Origin of the sequence: Flavobacterium cupreum, assembly GCF_003996965.1 — a bacterium.
GTDB classification, from domain to species: domain Bacteria; phylum Bacteroidota; class Bacteroidia; order Flavobacteriales; family Flavobacteriaceae; genus Flavobacterium; species Flavobacterium cupreum.
On record NZ_QWDM01000003.1, the window covers coordinates 21162 to 38469 of the forward strand.

The window sequence follows — 17308 nt, forward strand, 5'->3', positions numbered from 1 at the left end:
ATTACAGTTGAAACATTTTGGTGTCTACAGAAGTTGTTTTACCTGCGATAATCTCCGTTACAATTTTACCTGTTGCCGGGGCCAGACTTAATCCCATCATCGCATGACCTGTAGCCAGTGTCAAATTTACAATTTTTTTATCTCTTGTAATAACAGGCATTCCGGATGGTGTACAAGGCCTGAAGCCGAACCAGGTAGCTGCTGTTTTTGGCATTTCGACCTGCATTTCGGGGTAAAAATCATTGATCGTGGTTACGATTCCCTGGAGCCTGCCGGTATTTATTTTTGTATCTCCGGTATGTGTTATTTCCATCGTTCCGCCAAAACGAATATCATTATTCATCGGTGTTACCGCTACTTTTCCTTCACATAAAATCGACGGAATTGCCGGTTTTTGATCGCTGTCTTTTAATGTAAAACTGTATCCTTTTCCGGGTAAAACCGAGATCGAAACATTTAGTTTTTTGGCCAGTACAGGACTCCATGAACCTGCTGCCAATACCACTTCATCCGCAGCGAAAGTGCCTTTATCGGTGGCTATCTTAGTAATTTTATTTCCTTCAAAATGAAAATCCTTTACCGTTGTATGCCGATGAATCTCCACTTTCAATCGAATTAATTCTTCTTTAATGAACTTCATGAAGTGCTGCGGATACAAATGTGCGTCACTTTTATAATGAACGCCGCCCGTTACCTCGGTTTTGGTTCCGGTTTCCAGAGCTGCAACTTCCGCTTTGGAAAGATAGTCGACTTCAAGTCCCAGGCGTTCCGCTTCTTTGCCTTCATGGTACATTTCTTCTGCAACTTTATCACTTTTATAAAGCATTAAAAGTCCTTTCTCTTCGTAAAAAAAGGAATTATTTTCTCTGGCAAAATCCTGATACAATTCTTTACTCAACATCGAAAGATGATGCAAAGCCGGCATTGCTTTCTCGACGTGACTGCTGTTGGCATGTTTGTAAAATTGCAAACCCCATTTTAATAAATCGGTATTAAAACGCGGTTTTACATAAAACGGACTCTGGCTGTCAAACATCCATCTCATGCCCTGTGCTATCATGCCGGGCTGTGCCAGGGGTATAATGTGTGACGGTACAATCATACCGGCGTTTCCGTACGAGCAGCCGTCATCCATAGCCGACTGATCAAAAACACTGACTTCGTACCCTTCTTTAGCCAGATAATAGGCCGAACACAAGCCAATAATGCCACCGCCGACAATCCCTATTTTTTTCATAGATTTTAAATTAAAAGTTGATTGACAAGACGTCCCGCCTTTATCAATAGCTACTATTCTTGTATTTTTAGATGACCTGAAATCCAAAGGCATAAGGATCGTCGCTTTCATCAATAATGATGTTGTTGTATCCGTACACTTTTGCCCATCCCTGAATGCTGGGAACAATGGCCGGAATGTCTCCGATGGTGGTTTCTTCGACCACTTTTCCAATAAATTTACTTCCGATATAACTTTCGTGAATAAATTCTTCACCTGCTTTGAGCTTTCCTTTTGCGTGCAGTTGCGCCATTCTAGCAGAAGTTCCTGTACCGCAAGGCGAACGGTCTATGGCTTTATCCCCATAAAAAACAGCATTCCGGCCTGATGATTCCGGATCAATTGGAGTTCCCGTCCATAACATATGAGTCACATCCCGGATCGTATTATTTTCGGGATGAATAAAATAATTGGGATATTCTTCATTGATCCGGTTGCGTAATTCCTGACTGTACTGAATAATTTTGCTTGCGGTAAAATCCTGCACACCCGAAAAATTGTCCTGCGGATCTACAATCGCGTAATAATTTCCTCCGTAAGCCACATCAAATTTAAGATCTCCGAGTTCCGGGCAATGGATGGTCAGTCCTTCTGCTGCCAGATAGGATTTGACGTTGGTCAGCCGTACCCAATCGACCTTGGCACCGGTCTGCTGATATTCAATTTGTACCAAACCTGCCGGAGCTTCCATTTTGATTTTACCGGGTGTTTTGGGAATAACCAGTCCTTCTTCGATGGCAATAGTGATGGTTCCGATCGTTCCATGACCGCACATCGGCAGGCAGCCTGAGGTTTCTATGAATAAAATTCCAAAATCATTTTCCGGATCAGATGGCGGATATAAAATACTGCCGCTCATCATATCATGACCACGAGGTTCAAACATAAGCCCTTTTCTGATCCAGTCAAATTCTTTCAGGAAATGCTGGCGTTTTTCACTCATGGAAGCACCTGTCAAATTGGGTCCGCCTCCGGCCACGACTCGTACGGGATTTCCGCAGGTGTGCGCGTCTACACAAAAAAAAGTTTTCTTTAGCATTTTATATTTTGGATAGGGTTAGTTTATGGTCTGTGGTACGAACAATCTGCAGCGGATTTTCATTTTGCAATTCAGCCGGAAGCAAATCATCGGGCCAGTTCTGATAACTCAGCGGACGCACCCATCTGTAAACGGCATGTGTTCCCACCGCAGTAAATCTAGAATCCGATGATGCCGGATAGGGACCGCCGTGGAGCATGGAAGGGCATACTTCTACACCGGTTGGGACACCATTAAAAATCAAACGTCCCACCCGATTCTGCAAGGCAAAAATGACATCCTGATGCTCGTGCAATTCATTTTCTTCACCGATAATCGTTCCGGTTAGTTGTCCGTCTAATGTATTAATTATTTGTAGTAATTCGGCTTCATCATTACATTCAACCAGAATTGAAAAGGGACCAAAAACCTCATGACTCAATACTTTATTTTTCAGGAATTCTTCCCCGCTCACTTTCAGGACAGTCGGCCTGCCATGATTGGGTGGTACTTCTCCTGTAAACTGAGCTACTTTCGAAACGCCGTTTTGTGATGCCATCGTGAAAATGCCTGTTTCAAAATCAGCCTGCATGGAAGCATGCAGCATACAGGAAGGTGTTGTTTTTTCGATCGCTTTGGCTAATTGTTCGGCAAACTCGTTTAAGGCAGCTCCTTTTACGGCTAATAATAAGCCGGGATTGGTACAAAACTGGCCGGCACCTAAAGTAATCGAACCTGCATAGGCAAGAGCCCACTTTTGACTGTTTTGTTTCAAGGCCTCCGGCAGCAATACCACCGGATTCACACTTCCCATTTCAGCAAAAACCGGAATGGGTTCCGGACGCTTTGCAGCAAGGTCGCATAAAGCCCGTCCTCCACTGATACTGCCCGTGAAGCCTACTGCTTTTACCAAGGGATGTTGTACTAAACTTGCTCCCAGCGTTCTGCCTGCTCCTGCAAGATTTGAAAAGACGCCTTCGGGCATGTTTGTTTTTTGCGCTGCTTTTATAATGGCCGAGGCTACCATTTCTCCCGTTCCGATATGCATCGAATGGCTTTTAACGATCACCGGACAACCCGCAGCCAGTGCTGAAGCCGTATCTCCTCCGGCAGTTGAAAAGGCAAAAGGAAAATTACTGGAACCAAAAACCACAACAGGTCCTAACGGTACCAGCATCTTTCGTAAATCTTCTTTTGGGGCTGGCTGGCGCTCCGGAATTGCAGTATCTATTGTAGCCTGAACCCAGCTTCCTTCGATAAGCATTTCTGCAAAGGAACGCAGCTGTCCGATCATCCTGCCGCGCTCCCCTTCTGCACGGCCTTTTGAAAAACCGGATTCGCTACAATATTGAACCAACAATAGATCTCCCAATGCTAAAATTTCATCGGCAATGGTGTTTAAAAACGCAGCTTTTTCTATACCGGAACATCTTTTGTAACTGTCAAATGCCTGACTGGCCAAAGCAACCGCTTCTTCTATTTCTTCGTGTGTTGCTTCTGTAAAAACCCACGGATTCTCTGTATTTAAAAGCGGATTGAACGTTTTTAAGGTAATGTTTCCGCCTGCTTTAAGCTGACTTCCTATATAATTTTTTCCTGTAATCATATCGTTTGGAATTATAGGTTTTTGTAATCCGGCAATGTCGGTCGGGTGCGCAATCCTTCTGCTATAATGGCCAGTACTTTTTCACGCTCACTGCCCTGAAGCGGCAGTCTTGGTGCACGAACATATTCGCTTCCGATTCCGGTTGCCACTTCGGCTAATTTGATATTTTGCACGAGAAAAGAATTAATATCCAATTCGAGCAGCGGCAAAAACCATCTGTATATTTTTAGGGCTTCGTCGATTCGTCCTGCCTTTACCAGTTTAAAAATCGCTACGGTTTCTGCCGGAAAAGCACAAACCAAACCTGAAACCCATCCGTCTGAGCCCATTAATAAACTTTCTAAAGCCAGCGTGTCCACTCCCGATAATATTTTCAGACGGTCTCCAAAACGACTGATCATTCTCGTGACGTTCGAAATATCTCTTGTGGATTCTTTGACGGCCTGAATGTTATCGTATTTCAGTAATTCTTCAAACATGTCCAATGTCACTTCAATTTTGTAATCGACCGGATTGTTATAGACCATGATCGGAAGCGAGGTATTTTTGGCTACTTCACTAAAATAAACCACCGTTTCATAATCAGAAGCTTTATAGCGCATCGGGGGCAGCATCATCAATCCTTTGGCACCGTCTTCTTCGGCTTTGTTGGCGGCTAAGATTGCTCCTCTTGTGGTTTGTTCGGCTATATTCATGATCACAGGCACCTTATTATTCGTAATTGAAACAGTATGTCTGACCAATTCCCGCTTTTCTTCTTCCAAAAGTGTACTGGCCTCTCCTAATGTTCCTCCTAAAATAATCCCTGATACTCCGGCCTCTAATTGTGCTTTCATATTGACTTCAAACATATTGAAGTCTAATTTATCGTCTGCAGTAAATTTGGTAGTTACTGCCGGCATGACGCCGTTCCATTGAATCCCCATAGTATTGATTTTTTATTGTCAACCAAAATTATCGAGAAACCAGTCAGCTGTCTCACAGAAAATTACCTCAAAATGATACTATATTACCCTCTATGGTTTTGAAATTCAAAAAACAGATTAGGATAGCATCATTTTATTACTGAAATGCAATATATTTGGTAGTAACTAACCTACCCAACCATGAAAGTTTTTCCATTTAAAATTCCAAAATCGGGAGAATAACCGCTTATCTATCAGGAAGATATAGAAATATCGTTTTACGATAAATTGCATCAGCACGAAGAAGTTCAGATTAGTTTTATCGAAAAAGGAGAAGGTGCCGTTTTTGCCGGTGATACGATTTCGCAATATCAGGAAGGCGATATTTTAGTGATCGGAAGCAACCTGCCTCATGTGTTTAGAAGTGATGTCCGGGAAAATGAAATCTCGGTGATGCGGACCTTATTTTTTACTTTTACTTCTTTTGGAAAAGATTTTTTCGCATTGCCTACTTTCAAAAATATTCATCCGATTCTGGAAAGCAGTAAAAACGGGTTCATCATTCATAACGCTCCCAAAAAAGTAGTCAAATATTTTAAGAAACTTAAAAAAGCGGACCCCTACTCACGCTTTATTCTTTTTCTGGATATTTTGAAGTGGCTTTCAACAGCTGAAAATGAGCCTTTGTCCAATTATCTGTATCACAAAAAAATAACCGATAATGAAGGGAAACGAATGCAGACTGTTTTTGAATATGTGATGACCAATTTTCATCAGAACATTACCCTTGATGAAATTGCTTCTATAGCCAATATGACCAAAAATGCGTTTTGCAGATACTTTAAAGTACGGACGAACAAATCGTTTTTTCAGTTTCTGATTGAAGTCCGGATTGAAAGGGCGGCAAAACTGCTCTCGAGCAACGCGGAGCTTTCTGTTCTGGAAATTGCCGAATTATGCGGTTTCAATAATATTTCTAACTTCAATCGGAAATTTAAAGAGCTGAAACACCTTTCTCCTTTGCAATACAGGAAGATGAATAGTTAAACAGGGATAAATTTCCAACATCTGCCGTAATGGAATCCGGTTAGTTTTTTAATTTTTTCAAATCATCTACCGAATAAAACTTTAGTTTGTTTTCTGCAGCAAATGCACAAAGCTGTTTGAGTAAACCGATTGGGGTTTCCAGCCTTTCATCTGCATTATCGACTGTTTTATGTCCGTAAAATATAACAATTTTGTTATGTTCTTTGGCATACAGCAAAAGGCTTTTGTAGTATTCGAGGTTAAACTGTTCGTAATCATCATCAATCCCTAAGCCGTAGATGACGCGCTTGTCCTCATAATAACAATACTGGCTTTTCGGATAGAGTTCGCCGTAGGTGGTGCCTCTTATAAAATCGAAATAATTCAGCAATCTTTTGTCGAGTGCACTGTTTCTGGCACCATCGGGATAAGCAAAGGACTTAATATCGAATCCGTCTTTCTGCATGGCTTCCTTAAGTGGAATGATTTCATTTTTCACATAAGCATCCAGTCCGTATTTTGCGACGTATTTCACGGCGTTTTCATGATTGTAACCATGTCCGGCTATATCATGCCCCATTTTTTGAAGGTAATGCAATTTTTCTTTTTGATCTTTTGTAAAAGCACTGTACTTGCAGATGAAAAAAGTAGCTTTCCAATTGTAGGGACGCAGTTCTTTCTCGGCATTGTACCAGGTTTCTACATAATCATCATCAAAAGTCAATACAAGACCCGGCTGATAGGGTTCCTCCTTTTTCAGCTTTTTGGGAGCAACGGGAGAAACCGGAACATCAGTACTGACATCAAAGGCTACAAGGATAAATATAACAATAAGGCTGATGAAAGAAATCAGGTATAGAAGCTTCTTCTTGGTCATTACTTTTTAAAATTATAGTCTCAAATATACTCATAAATCCAAAAGAATAACCTTATCGAATGATTTATCGAAAAAAGCTTTTGGAGGAATACATCAATACCCGTTTAATCTCCTTATAAATTGATAAATCGCTCCATGACGATACTTTTTCGATTTCTGGCAATGGGCAAAATGGTGTTTTTTAGGGACAGCCTGAAACCGTCTATATGTGTGATGTATTTTGTATTTACAATGTAGGAGCGATGGATTTGCAAAAAGTTTTCTGTTGGAAGCTGGTCCGCAATACTTTTTAAGGTTTGATGAATGATGCTCTTTTTACTGTTTTCAGCATATATTTCGATATAATTCTGCATGCTTCTGATGTACATGATTTGTGCAGGCTGAATTTTTACGGTTATACCGTTTTCTTTAAAAAACAATGGTTTTGAAGTTAATTCCTGCTGGTACATCAAATCATGCATTTTTTTTGCTTTTAAGACGGCTGACTTAAAATCTTCAAAAAAAATCGGTTTTAATAAATAGTCGACCGCATTTACCTTATATCCTTTTAGTGCATATTCTGAATAGGCTGTTGTAAAAATAATCATTGCTTGTTTATCGGTAATAAGTTTTGCAAACTCCATTCCGTTAAGCAAGGGCATTTCTATATCCAGAAAAATCAGGTCAACGGTTTCTGTTTTTAGTTTTTCAAGGGCCAGATGTGCGTTAGCAAAAACGCCGACATTGCTTAGAAAATCAAATTCACTTATAAAGGACTCTAACCCTTCCCTGGCAATCCTTTCGTCATCAATCACGATACATTTCATACTTTGGTCAGGTTTAATTTTAAACGCACACTATAGGAGTCAGCTTCCGGAATCAGTTCCAGTTCGTAATTATCCTTATAGGAAAGCTCGAGTCTTTTCTTGACATATTTTAAACCAACTCCCCCTTTTTTTGGATTTGATACCTGCTGTCCCGACGCATTTTTCAGGTGCAGGAACAATTGATTTTCATCCTTTAAAAAAATGTGCAGTTGTATATAACGCTTTTCCTCCTTAAAAGAAGAAACATGTTTGAATGCATTTTCAACAAATGTCGATAACAGAAAAGGAATAATCAGCAATGTATTTTCCGGAATATCCCATTGGCAGGAAATTTCAAGGTCTTCCCCGGAGCGGTCTTTTTCCAATTCGAAATAATGTTTGAGGAAGGCAATTTCATCGTCCAGTTTAATCCATTTATTTTGTGATTCATAGACATAATAACGCAGAATTTTGCTGTATCTGGATAACAATTCGAGCGCTTCATCCTGGTCTTTTCGAATCAGGAATTGCAGGTTATTCAGGATATTAAAGGTAAAATGCGGGCTTAACTGCGTTCTCAGGTGATCTATTTCCATTTCCAGCACACTATTTCGTAATTCCTGATGCTTTTTTTCTGAAGCTATATTTTGTTTGAACAATTCGATCGAATAACTCATTCCCGCAATCAGGATACTCACTAGCAGCATACCGCAAAACATGGAAATGAGTTCATTTTCCATCAGGTTTGCATCCGATAACAATTTTGTTGTAATAAAATAACCTGCTGCAGTAAGCAGGATGGCTGTCGCAAAGCTAATAGATACAGCCGAAATTACAAACCCTGCCGTATCATGTGTTTTAAGGTATTTCTTGATTAATACATTCAGAAAAGAAACGTGTACACGCAAAATTAATACAATCGCGACAGCATGAATAAGGGCTACACCCAGGGTAAAATTCGGACTGCTGGACAATGACAGTTGCAATAAAACAATGAGGAATAAAAAAATCCAGAAAAGAAGGTTTGCTTTTTTAATAGTGAACATAGCTGCAGATTGAGATTACAAAATTAATTTATTTTCGATCGCGGCGCTGCCCATTGGTCAACAAAATACGACCATTAGTCAAAAGCCAAAAAAAGCTTTTGAATGATAGAATAGTTTTGCCCTGTCAAACTTAAAAACATACAATATGAAAACGACATCATGGCTGGCTTTACTATTATTATTGCTGGCAGCTTCACAAACAAAAGCACAAATAACCCTCCAGGCTGAGCATTTTGGATCATCCCGTTATCGGGATGAAAACAATAATAATTTGGGAGACAGTAAAGGATCCGCGGCAGTTTATCAGGCGGATGTAAAAATCCCGCTTTCGATGAAGGTTAATAAAGACAGTCTTGCTGTTGTCTGGGGTGTAGCGCTTTCTGGAGCCTATGCCTCCCTTACCAATAAAAATTTTACTCAGGAGATGGTGTTGTCTGATATTGTCAATGCGCAGTTTTCTTTATTTAATATGCGACCGCTCAACAAAAAGTGGAATATGTTATTGTTTGCAGGTGCCGGAATCTATACCGACCAGACACAAATTTCTAAAATGGGCGCCAGAAGTGTACTTGGAAATGCGGGTGCTGTATTCATCAGGAAAATCAATTCGAAATTAGAGCTTGGCGGCGGACTGGCTTTCAACAACACGTTTGGATATCCTATGCTGTTTCCGGCCTTATACCTGAATTATAATGCTCCGGGCAGGTATGTTTTTAATGTTTCGCTTATGAGCGGTTTTCAGGCATCGGCCGGATATGAGATTCACAAATCATTTGTGTTGAGTGTCATTGCGGACATGAACGGACAAATGGCACTTGTGGAAAAAGGAGGAAAAGATGTAATTTTCACACACCAGTATATTGTCACAGGATTACGGCCGGAAATCCGCATTGGCAAAAAAATCACGCTTCCGGTTACACTTGGAATCAGCGCTGTACGTCCTGCCTATTTTACGGATAGGAACCTGAAAAGCTTTTTCAGCAGTACAAACCAATATCAGTTTAAGTCTTCTTTTTATGCAGCGGCACAGATTAATTATAAGTTTTATTAGACTTTGCATAAATCTTAAAAAATAATTCTATGACTTCTCTTATGATCACCTTACTTTGTTATGTATTTGCCCTGATTTCTTAATTCCGAAGAAATACAAAGAGAACAAGAAACAAAATAAGTTTTGCAATAAAATGATCTGCTAAGTTTATCTTAATATATAAAGTTTCATACTTATAAAATTATCTCTAATGATGTTATTTATATTATGACAAAATTTATTTGTTATTTCATTTATTTATATCACAATATAAAACGGAAACAAGACTGGTAAAAATTAAAAATAAATTTGCAGCACTTTCTGTTTTAAAACTTTTATTTCAAAGTAGAGAAAACAGACTGATTGAAACAGTTTCTTTACGAAAACCAAAAACAAATAGTAAAGATTTTTATAAAAAAATGCGCAATGGTGTTTACATCTCATTGCGCATTATAAAAAAAATTTCTTTTTAAGCTGTATGCCTAACTTAACTTCATAAAATCTAACTTTTGTAAAGCATACTTGCAGCCCCTAACAAAGCAGCTGCCTCGTTATCTGTCGAAACACAGACTGTTATTGTACTACTTGCTTCTTCGATTTTTTTATTGAAAACAGGCAGAAAAAATTCACTTGCATTGGCAATTTTTCCTCCGATAATAAAACGGTCCGCACCAAACTTTTCCAGCCACGGAATCACTATTGCAGCTAAATTCTCTCCCATTTCTTCAAACACATTTACGGCAATAACATCTCCTTCAACAGCGCGATTATAAAGTTCCAGCCCGTTAGCAAGCTTTGTTCCGCTCAAAGCATGATAATGTGATAAAAGGCCTCTTACCGAAACATAATCTTCCGCCATACCTTGTTTATAAGGAAGGTTGTAAATTTCGCCGTCTTCAGGTACGCATTCTCCCCCGGCAACAGATATTCCTTTGTCAATAAAACAGGCTCCAAGTCCGGTTCCTAAGGTAACGGCCATTACTTTTCTGGATAGGTTCTCCTGATCCTTAAAAACTTCTCCTTTGCCAAAACAAACGGCATCATTTTCAAAAAGTACCGGAAAATCACCAGAAAGATCAAGGTGCTCCAAAAGCAAATCCCGAATATTTAACCCATAAAAATGTTCGTACTTGGACTGGTCTTTGATCCAGCAAATACCCTTTTGATAATCAAACGGGCCGGGCATGCATACCGCCAGACCTGTCATTGCTGTAACTTTAGATTTTTCTATGGCTGTAGCAATTGCTTTTTTCCAGATCTTCATTACCTGGTCAACCGGTAAATTAGAATCGAAAGATTCCTTGTTCAGAGAGAAGTCCATAACTTTCATCTCTTTTATATTAATAACTGCTGCGGTAATATGTGTCCCTCCAATATCTAGCCCTACGGCGTATGGTATATTCATTTTTCCTTGTTTAACTTGCTTATTCTAGATATTCTTATCTTTTAAAATCTGAGGGTATTTGATACTGGTGTGAACGATCATTTCGCCAAATAAGGTATTCGCCCAGGCAAACCATTTTCTCGTAAACCTGGTTACATCATCTTTATGAAAAGACTCGTGCATGAATCCGGTGTCTGCATTGGTTTTGATCAAATTGCTAATGCATGCTTTTATTTCTTTTTCATCTACACTGGTAATCGCTCTCAGTACAATACTCATTGGCCAGATGGTGTCAACTCCCGTATGCGGTCCTCCAACCCCTTCCCCGGCTTTTCCTTTGTAGAAAAAAGGATTGTTTTCTGACAGTACGACTTTACGCGTATTAAGGTATAAAGGGTCATTGGGAGCAATTGCGCCTAAATACGGCAATGACAATAAAGAAGGAACATTGGCATCATCCATCATGTGGAAACTGCCGTATCCGTTTACTTCAAAAGCAATGATTTTTCCGAATTTGGGGTGGTCTATGATTCCGTTTTCTTTTAAGCCTTTTTGTACCTGATCCCTTAATTCTCTTGCTTTTGCTACCAGGTCATTGTCTTTTAAGGCCGGTAAGGAGAATATTTCAATCAGATACCCCAATACTTCTATCGCGAACATATTACTTGGAATCAGATAGCCAAACAAAGTACTGTCATCACTTGGCCTGAAAGTAGAAACAATTAGTCCGCATGGTTTTACCGGATAACCGTAACCTCCCAAAGGCACTCCGTCTGTCGCCCAGGCGGTCTGACGCTGAAACGTATAAGGCCCTCCTTTTCCATCCAGTCTTTGCTGTTCCTTAAAAGTCTGCAATACGAGCAGCATGGCTTTTTTCCAATGTTCGTCGAACAGACTGATGTCTCCGGTTTCCTTCCAATAGCCGTGTGCCAGTCGGACCGGGTAACACAAACTGTCAATTTCCCATTTCCTTTCGTGGATTCCGGGCTGCATTTTGGTCAGGTCATTTTTCCATTCGCTTTCTTTTGTAAAATCTTTATAAAAGGCATTCGCATAAGGATCCAGCAATATACATTTTGCCTGGCGGTTTATTACGCCTTTGACCAGTTCGGCCAGTTTAGCATCTTCTTTTACAAACGGAATATAAGGCCAGATTTGTGCTGTACTGTCGCGAAGCCACATGGCATCTATATCTCCCGTAATCACGTAGGTATCGGGTTTCCCGTCGATGATTTCAAAATCGACTGTAGTATCCAGTGTATTGGGAAAACAGTTTTCGAACAACCAGGCCAGTTCGGGATTTGCAATTTGCTTTTTGATCCGTACAATGGCTGCTTCTACGGCCTGACTTGTAAATTTTCTCTCGGCCAACGGAGGTCTTTTGCTTATAAAATCTTTTAAAGGAAACTGAAAAGCATCCGAATTAAATCCGAAGGCATTGCTTTGAATGGCTAATAGTCCTGCTGAAAAAATGCCTGTATTTTTTATAAATTTTCTACGTGATTGCATAAAAGTTTATTTTGAAGTTGAATAAGAATACGGATACGCTTCTGCTGCTGTACCTCTTTGTAAATTAGGGGAACTGGTCATATCAAAATTTAATTCGCCACCTTCTAACACATCAAAATGATTGATGTAATTTTTGTTATGTTTCGAATTATTCCATCTTAATTCATTGACATATCTGTTGCTTTCTGAATTATCGGGCGCATTGATGATCAGCTGTTTTCCGTTTTCCAATTGCAGGGTTGTTTTCTTAAATAAGGGTGCCCCCAGCACATATTCATCGGTTCCGGGACAAACCGGATAGAATCCCATAGCCGAGAAAATATACCAGGCCGAAGTTTGTCCGTTGTCTTCATCACCGCAATATCCGTCCGGCGTTGGTTTGTACAGGCGGTTCATCACTTCTCGTGACCAGTATTGTGTTTTCCACGGTTCTCCTGCGTAATTGTATAAATAAATCATATGCTGAATCGGCTGATTACCGTGTGCATATTGCCCCATGTTCATGATTTGCATTTCACGGATTTCATGAATAACAGAACCATAATAAGTATCATCAAAAACCGGAGGCGTGGTGAATACGGCATCTAATTTAGCTGTGAATGCTTTTTCGCCGCCCATCAGACCGATTAAACCGTGAACATCATGAAATACACTCCAGCTGTAATGCCAGCTGTTCCCTTCCGTAAAGGCATCTCCCCATTTAAACGGATTAAAACTGGCCGGAAAACTTCCGTCTTTATTCCTTCCGCTCATGAGTCCGATAGCCGGATTGTAGAGGTTTTTGTAATTCATCATTCGTTTTTCGAACAGCCTTATTTCTTTATTCGGGCGGTTGAGGGCTTTGGCCAGCTTCCAGATCGTAAAATCATCATAAGCGTATTCTAATGTTCTGGCGGCATTTTCGTTAATACCGGCATCATAAGGAACATAACCTAATATATTGTAGTAATTCACTCCTTTTCTGCCCACCGCGTCCATCGGTCCTTCGTTATTCGCTCCGTGCAGCAGGGCTTCGTATAACGTATTGATATCATAACCTCTTAATCCTTTCATATAGGCATCCGAAACTATGGAGGCTGAATTATTTCCGACCATGACATTTCTAAAACCGGGACTGGACCATTCCGGTAAAAAACCGCCTTCTTTATAATCATTTACTAGACCTTCCTGCATTTCTTTGTTGATAGAAGGATAGACTAAATTCAGTAAAGGGTACAAAGCGCGGAAAGTATCCCAAAAACCGGTTCCTGCAAACATATAACCGGGCAGCACTTTTCCGTTGTACGGACTGTAATGCACGATTTTTCCATTGGCATCTATTTCGTACTGCTTTTGCGGGAAACACACCGTGCGGTACAAACAGGAATAGAACGTTTTTAACTGCTCTTCGTTCGTGTCTTCAACCGTTATTTTTCCTAAGACTTTGTTCCATTCTCTTTTTGATTCTGCTACAGTTTCATCAAAAGTAGCGGCTCCTAATTCGTTCTTTAAATTTAATTCTGCCTGCGCTGTACTAATAAAAGAAGAAGCTACTTTTATGTTTACCTTTTCTCCTTTTTTGGTTTTAAAACCAACTACTGCACCTACATGAGTCCCCGTCAGCTCTAATTTATCTTTTTCCAGAATTGTCTCATTCCAGGTGGAGCTGGTCAAAAATGGCTTGTCGAACTGCAATACGAAATAGTTTTTGAAATTCTCAGGAACTCCTCCGCTATTGCGGGTGGTGTAACCAATAATTTTATTTTCTGACGGAATAATTTTAATGTAGGATCCTTTATTGAAAGCATCAATTACAATGGAAGATTTTTCATTATCCGGAAATGTTATCTGAAAATGCGCCGCTCTTTCTGTCGTGGTTATTTCTGTTGTCACATCATAATCTGCGAGGTAAACGCTGTAAAAATAAGGCTTTGAAACCTCCGCTTTATGACTGAACCAGCTGGCACGATCGTCTTCTGTAAAAGCAACTTTACCGGTAACCGGCATAATCGAAAACTGGCCGTAATCGTTCATCCATGGTGATGGCTGGTGGGTTTGTTTGAATCCCCTGATCTTTTCTGCGGTATAGGTATATGCCCAACCGTCGCCCATTTTTCCGGTTTGCGGTGTCCAGAAATTCATGCCCCAGGGCCTACAAATCGCCGGATAGGTATTTCCGTTCGAAAGATTAGGCAGCGATTGTGTTCCCATCAGCGGATTTACATATTCTACCGGATCTAAAGTTTTAACCTGCGCGTTTAGAAAAACACAATATTGTAATAATCCTAAAAAAATTAAACTCTTTATTTTCATGTTTTAATTGATTATGAGTTGTGAGTTATGTGTTATGAGTTATGTGTTGTGTATTGTGTGTTGTGTATTGTGTGTTGTGTGTTGTGCGTTATTTGTTATTTGTTGTGAAATGAAAACTGAGACTGTGACTGAAAACTGAGACTGAAACTGTGACTGCAAACTGTGACCGAGACTGAAAACTCCCTAAATAGGCCTGTCTTCTTTCTTAACTCCAAAAGTCAAAGAAGGTTTGCTGCCCATATACAATTTTAATTCTCCTCCTTTTACGATCATCTCGTGTGTGATATAGGATTTTGTATAGGGTTTGCCGTTGTACTCTGCTTTTTGGATATAGATGTTTGTATTACTGTTATCGATTGCTTTCACCGTAAACGAAATCCCTTCTTTATGATGGATTGTAGCCGTATTGACCAACGGACTTCCCAAAACATATATTCCATTGGCGGGATTAACGGAATAGAATCCCATAGATGAGAGCACATACCAGGCCGACATTTGTCCTAAGTCTTCATTCCCACATAAGCCGTCGGGTTTTGTGGTGTAAAATTTATCGTCAATTTCACGAATTAGTTTTGCTGTTTTCCAGGGCTGTCCGGCGTACGCATATAGATATGGAATATGGTGATTGGGCTCATTTCCCTGTGCGTATTGTCCGATTAGGCCACTGATATCCGGGGAAACTTCTTCTCCTTCTACTTTATCCGTCAGTAAAAATAAGGCGTCTAATTTGGCTACGAACTTGTCCTCACTTCCAAATAAATCGATCAAACCATACGGATCCTGAGGTACCAGCCAGGTGTACTGCCAGGCATTACCTTCTACATAATCGTCTTTGCGGTGTGCTGAAGAAAGCGGATTAAAAGGCGTTCTCCAGTTTCCATCGGCTAACTTACCCCGCATGAAAGTGGTTTCTTTATCGAAATAGAGCTTATACAAATTGGCTCTTTTGGTAAAATAAACATAATCTTCGGTTTTGTTTAAGGCTTTTGCCATTTGGGCCACGCAGTAATCATCAATGGCATATTCCAAAGCATTTCCAACGGATTCCAGCATTTTATCAGCCGGAATATATTCTAATTGCTGCACATAATCCATTCCGTCGCGGGTTTGCATGGCCGTTTTTTTGATGGCTTCGTAGGCAAGTGCCGTGTCGTAATCTCTGTATCCTTTCAGGTAGGCATCTGCAATAACTGCAATGGAGTGATTTCCATTCATCGTATTTGTTTCATTCCCCATCAAATGCCAGACCGGTAATCTGCCCTGCTGTTGGTAAATGGCCAAAAACGATTTCACAATATCATTAATCTTTTCGGGTTGTGTAATAGTGTACAAAGGATGTAAACCACGGTAGGTATCCCAAAGTGAAAAAGTCGTGTAATTGGTAAAATCAGCTTTCTCATAGACCTTTTTATCGGTTCCTCTGTAATCTCCGTTGGCATCGTTAAAAATAGAAGGCGCAAACATCGTATGATACAAGGAAGTATAAAAAACTTTCATTGTTTTGTCGTCTGCTTTGATCTGAATTTTATTTAACTCCTTATTCCATTTTGAGTTGGCTTCTTTTACTGTTTTATTAAAATCCCAAGCCGGAATTTCTGCTTTTATATTGGCAGCGGCATTTTCGGAACTTACAGGAGAGATTCCGACTTTTACGAGAACCTGTTTGTTTTTTAAAGCTTTAAAATCTAAAACGGCTTTCATTCGCACACCTTCCGCTTCACTGCCTTTTACCGGAGCAATGCTTTCATATAAAGCCATAGCGGTTATTGGTTCTGAGAATTCCATCGTAAAATAGATGCGCTGGTCAGTTGCCCAGCCCGCCGAATACCGGTAGCCGGCAAGAGTCGTTTCGTTTATTTTTTTAATATATGTTTTTACAGGTTTGTCCCATCCTATTCCATCGGCAAGGTCCAATAAAACATGAGCATCAGTAGCGGAATCGAAAGTGTATTTATGGAAACCGACTCTTTCACTTGCTGTTAATTCGGCTTTGATTTTATACTTGTCTAACACAACGCTGTAATAACCCGGTTGGCTTACTTCGTTCTGATGTGAAAAATAAGAACCGTAACCGTTTGCCATATCTTCTTTGGTTCCTTTGGTAAGGGCGACTTTTCCGGATACGGGCAGTAAAAGGATATCGTTTAAATCCCCAATTCCCGTGCCGCTCAAATGGGTATGCGTAAAACCTAAGATGGTGTTGCTGGCATAATTATATCCGCTGCACCAGTCCCAGCCTTCAAAAACATTTACAGGCCCCAGTTGAACGGCTCCAAAAGGAACATTAGCGCCCACAAATACGTGACCATGACCCGCAGAGCCAATGAATGGATTTACATATTGGGTGTAATCGGTACTTTTCTGATTTGCTTTTTTTTCCTGTGAAATCACCGGACTGGCCAAAAAAAGGTTTAAAGCTAAAATTCCGCTAAAGGCTATTTTGTTATATTTTGTAAACATTTATTTTGTTTTAATATTTGACTTTTTTGATGGGTCACGGATGAATACTTAACCGCAAAGGTCGCCACGGGTTACGCAAAGGTCGCAAAATATT

Annotated in this window: 13 protein-coding genes; 2 read left to right on the forward strand and 11 right to left on the reverse strand. The window is 40.1% G+C overall.

Features of this window, described 5'->3' with window-relative positions; translation table 11 throughout:
* Nucleotide 1: 1 nt before the first annotated feature.
* From D0817_RS04900 to D0817_RS04915, 4 genes are all read right to left on the reverse strand, one after another.
* Complete coding sequence (locus D0817_RS04900; RefSeq protein WP_127337293.1) at nucleotides 2–1237, reverse strand: NAD(P)/FAD-dependent oxidoreductase; 1236 nt, start codon at nucleotides 1235–1237, stop codon at nucleotides 2–4.
* A gap of 67 nt (nucleotides 1238–1304) precedes the next feature.
* Entirely contained in the window at nucleotides 1305–2315 is a 1011-nt protein-coding gene (locus D0817_RS04905) for a 4-hydroxyproline epimerase (protein ID WP_127337294.1), read from the reverse strand.
* A 1-nt stretch (nucleotide 2316) separates the two neighbouring features.
* Complete coding sequence (locus tag D0817_RS04910) at nucleotides 2317–3900, reverse strand: aldehyde dehydrogenase (NADP(+)) (RefSeq protein WP_127337295.1); 1584 nt, start codon at nucleotides 3898–3900, stop codon at nucleotides 2317–2319.
* 11 nt (nucleotides 3901–3911) lie between these two features.
* Complete coding sequence (locus D0817_RS04915; RefSeq protein ID WP_127337296.1) at nucleotides 3912–4826, reverse strand: dihydrodipicolinate synthase family protein; 915 nt, start codon at nucleotides 4824–4826, stop codon at nucleotides 3912–3914.
* Nucleotides 4827–5093: 267 nt separating this feature from the next.
* Between D0817_RS04915 and D0817_RS04920 the strand changes: the two genes are divergently transcribed.
* Entirely contained in the window at nucleotides 5094–5852 is a 759-nt protein-coding gene (locus tag D0817_RS04920; protein WP_368773378.1) for an AraC family transcriptional regulator, read from the forward strand.
* A 40-nt stretch (nucleotides 5853–5892) separates the two neighbouring features.
* Here the strand turns inward: D0817_RS04920 and D0817_RS04925 are convergent, their stop codons facing one another.
* The 3 genes from D0817_RS04925 to D0817_RS04935 all read right to left on the reverse strand — a co-directional run bounded on the left by D0817_RS04925 (nucleotide 5893) and on the right by D0817_RS04935 (nucleotide 8539).
* Nucleotides 5893–6708: a polysaccharide deacetylase family protein gene (locus D0817_RS04925; RefSeq protein WP_127337297.1), complete on the reverse strand. Its 816-nt coding sequence runs from the start codon at nucleotides 6706–6708 to the stop codon at nucleotides 5893–5895.
* A gap of 113 nt (nucleotides 6709–6821) precedes the next feature.
* On the reverse strand, nucleotides 6822–7514 hold the full coding sequence (locus tag D0817_RS04930; RefSeq protein ID WP_127337298.1) for a LytR/AlgR family response regulator transcription factor: 693 nt from the start codon (nucleotides 7512–7514) through the stop codon (nucleotides 6822–6824).
* A complete protein-coding gene (locus tag D0817_RS04935) occupies nucleotides 7511–8539 on the reverse strand; it encodes a sensor histidine kinase (RefSeq protein ID WP_127337299.1) in 1029 nt (342 codons plus the stop codon). The genes D0817_RS04930 and D0817_RS04935 overlap by 4 nt, the downstream gene beginning before the upstream one ends.
* A 145-nt stretch (nucleotides 8540–8684) precedes the next feature.
* Between D0817_RS04935 and D0817_RS04940 the strand changes: the two genes are divergently transcribed.
* Nucleotides 8685–9590, forward strand: coding sequence for a DUF6268 family outer membrane beta-barrel protein (locus D0817_RS04940; RefSeq protein ID WP_127337300.1), 906 nt, complete (start codon nucleotides 8685–8687; stop codon nucleotides 9588–9590).
* 481 nt (nucleotides 9591–10071) lie between these two features.
* Here the strand turns inward: D0817_RS04940 and D0817_RS04945 are convergent, their stop codons facing one another.
* From D0817_RS04945 to D0817_RS04960, 4 genes are all read right to left on the reverse strand, one after another.
* Entirely contained in the window at nucleotides 10072–10974 is a 903-nt protein-coding gene (locus D0817_RS04945; RefSeq protein WP_127337301.1) for an ROK family protein, read from the reverse strand.
* A gap of 24 nt (nucleotides 10975–10998) precedes the next feature.
* On the reverse strand, nucleotides 10999–12462 hold the full coding sequence (locus D0817_RS04950) for a glycoside hydrolase family 125 protein (RefSeq protein ID WP_127337302.1): 1464 nt from the start codon (nucleotides 12460–12462) through the stop codon (nucleotides 10999–11001).
* A 6-nt stretch (nucleotides 12463–12468) separates the two neighbouring features.
* Nucleotides 12469–14754, reverse strand: a complete 2286-nt coding sequence (locus D0817_RS04955; protein ID WP_127337303.1) for a GH92 family glycosyl hydrolase — start codon at nucleotides 14752–14754, stop codon at nucleotides 12469–12471.
* Nucleotides 14755–14937: 183 nt separating this feature from the next.
* Nucleotides 14938–17214 (reverse strand): GH92 family glycosyl hydrolase, encoded by a 2277-nt coding sequence (locus tag D0817_RS04960; protein WP_127337304.1) that lies wholly within the window; start codon nucleotides 17212–17214, stop codon nucleotides 14938–14940.
* Nucleotides 17215–17308: the final 94 nt, after the last annotated feature.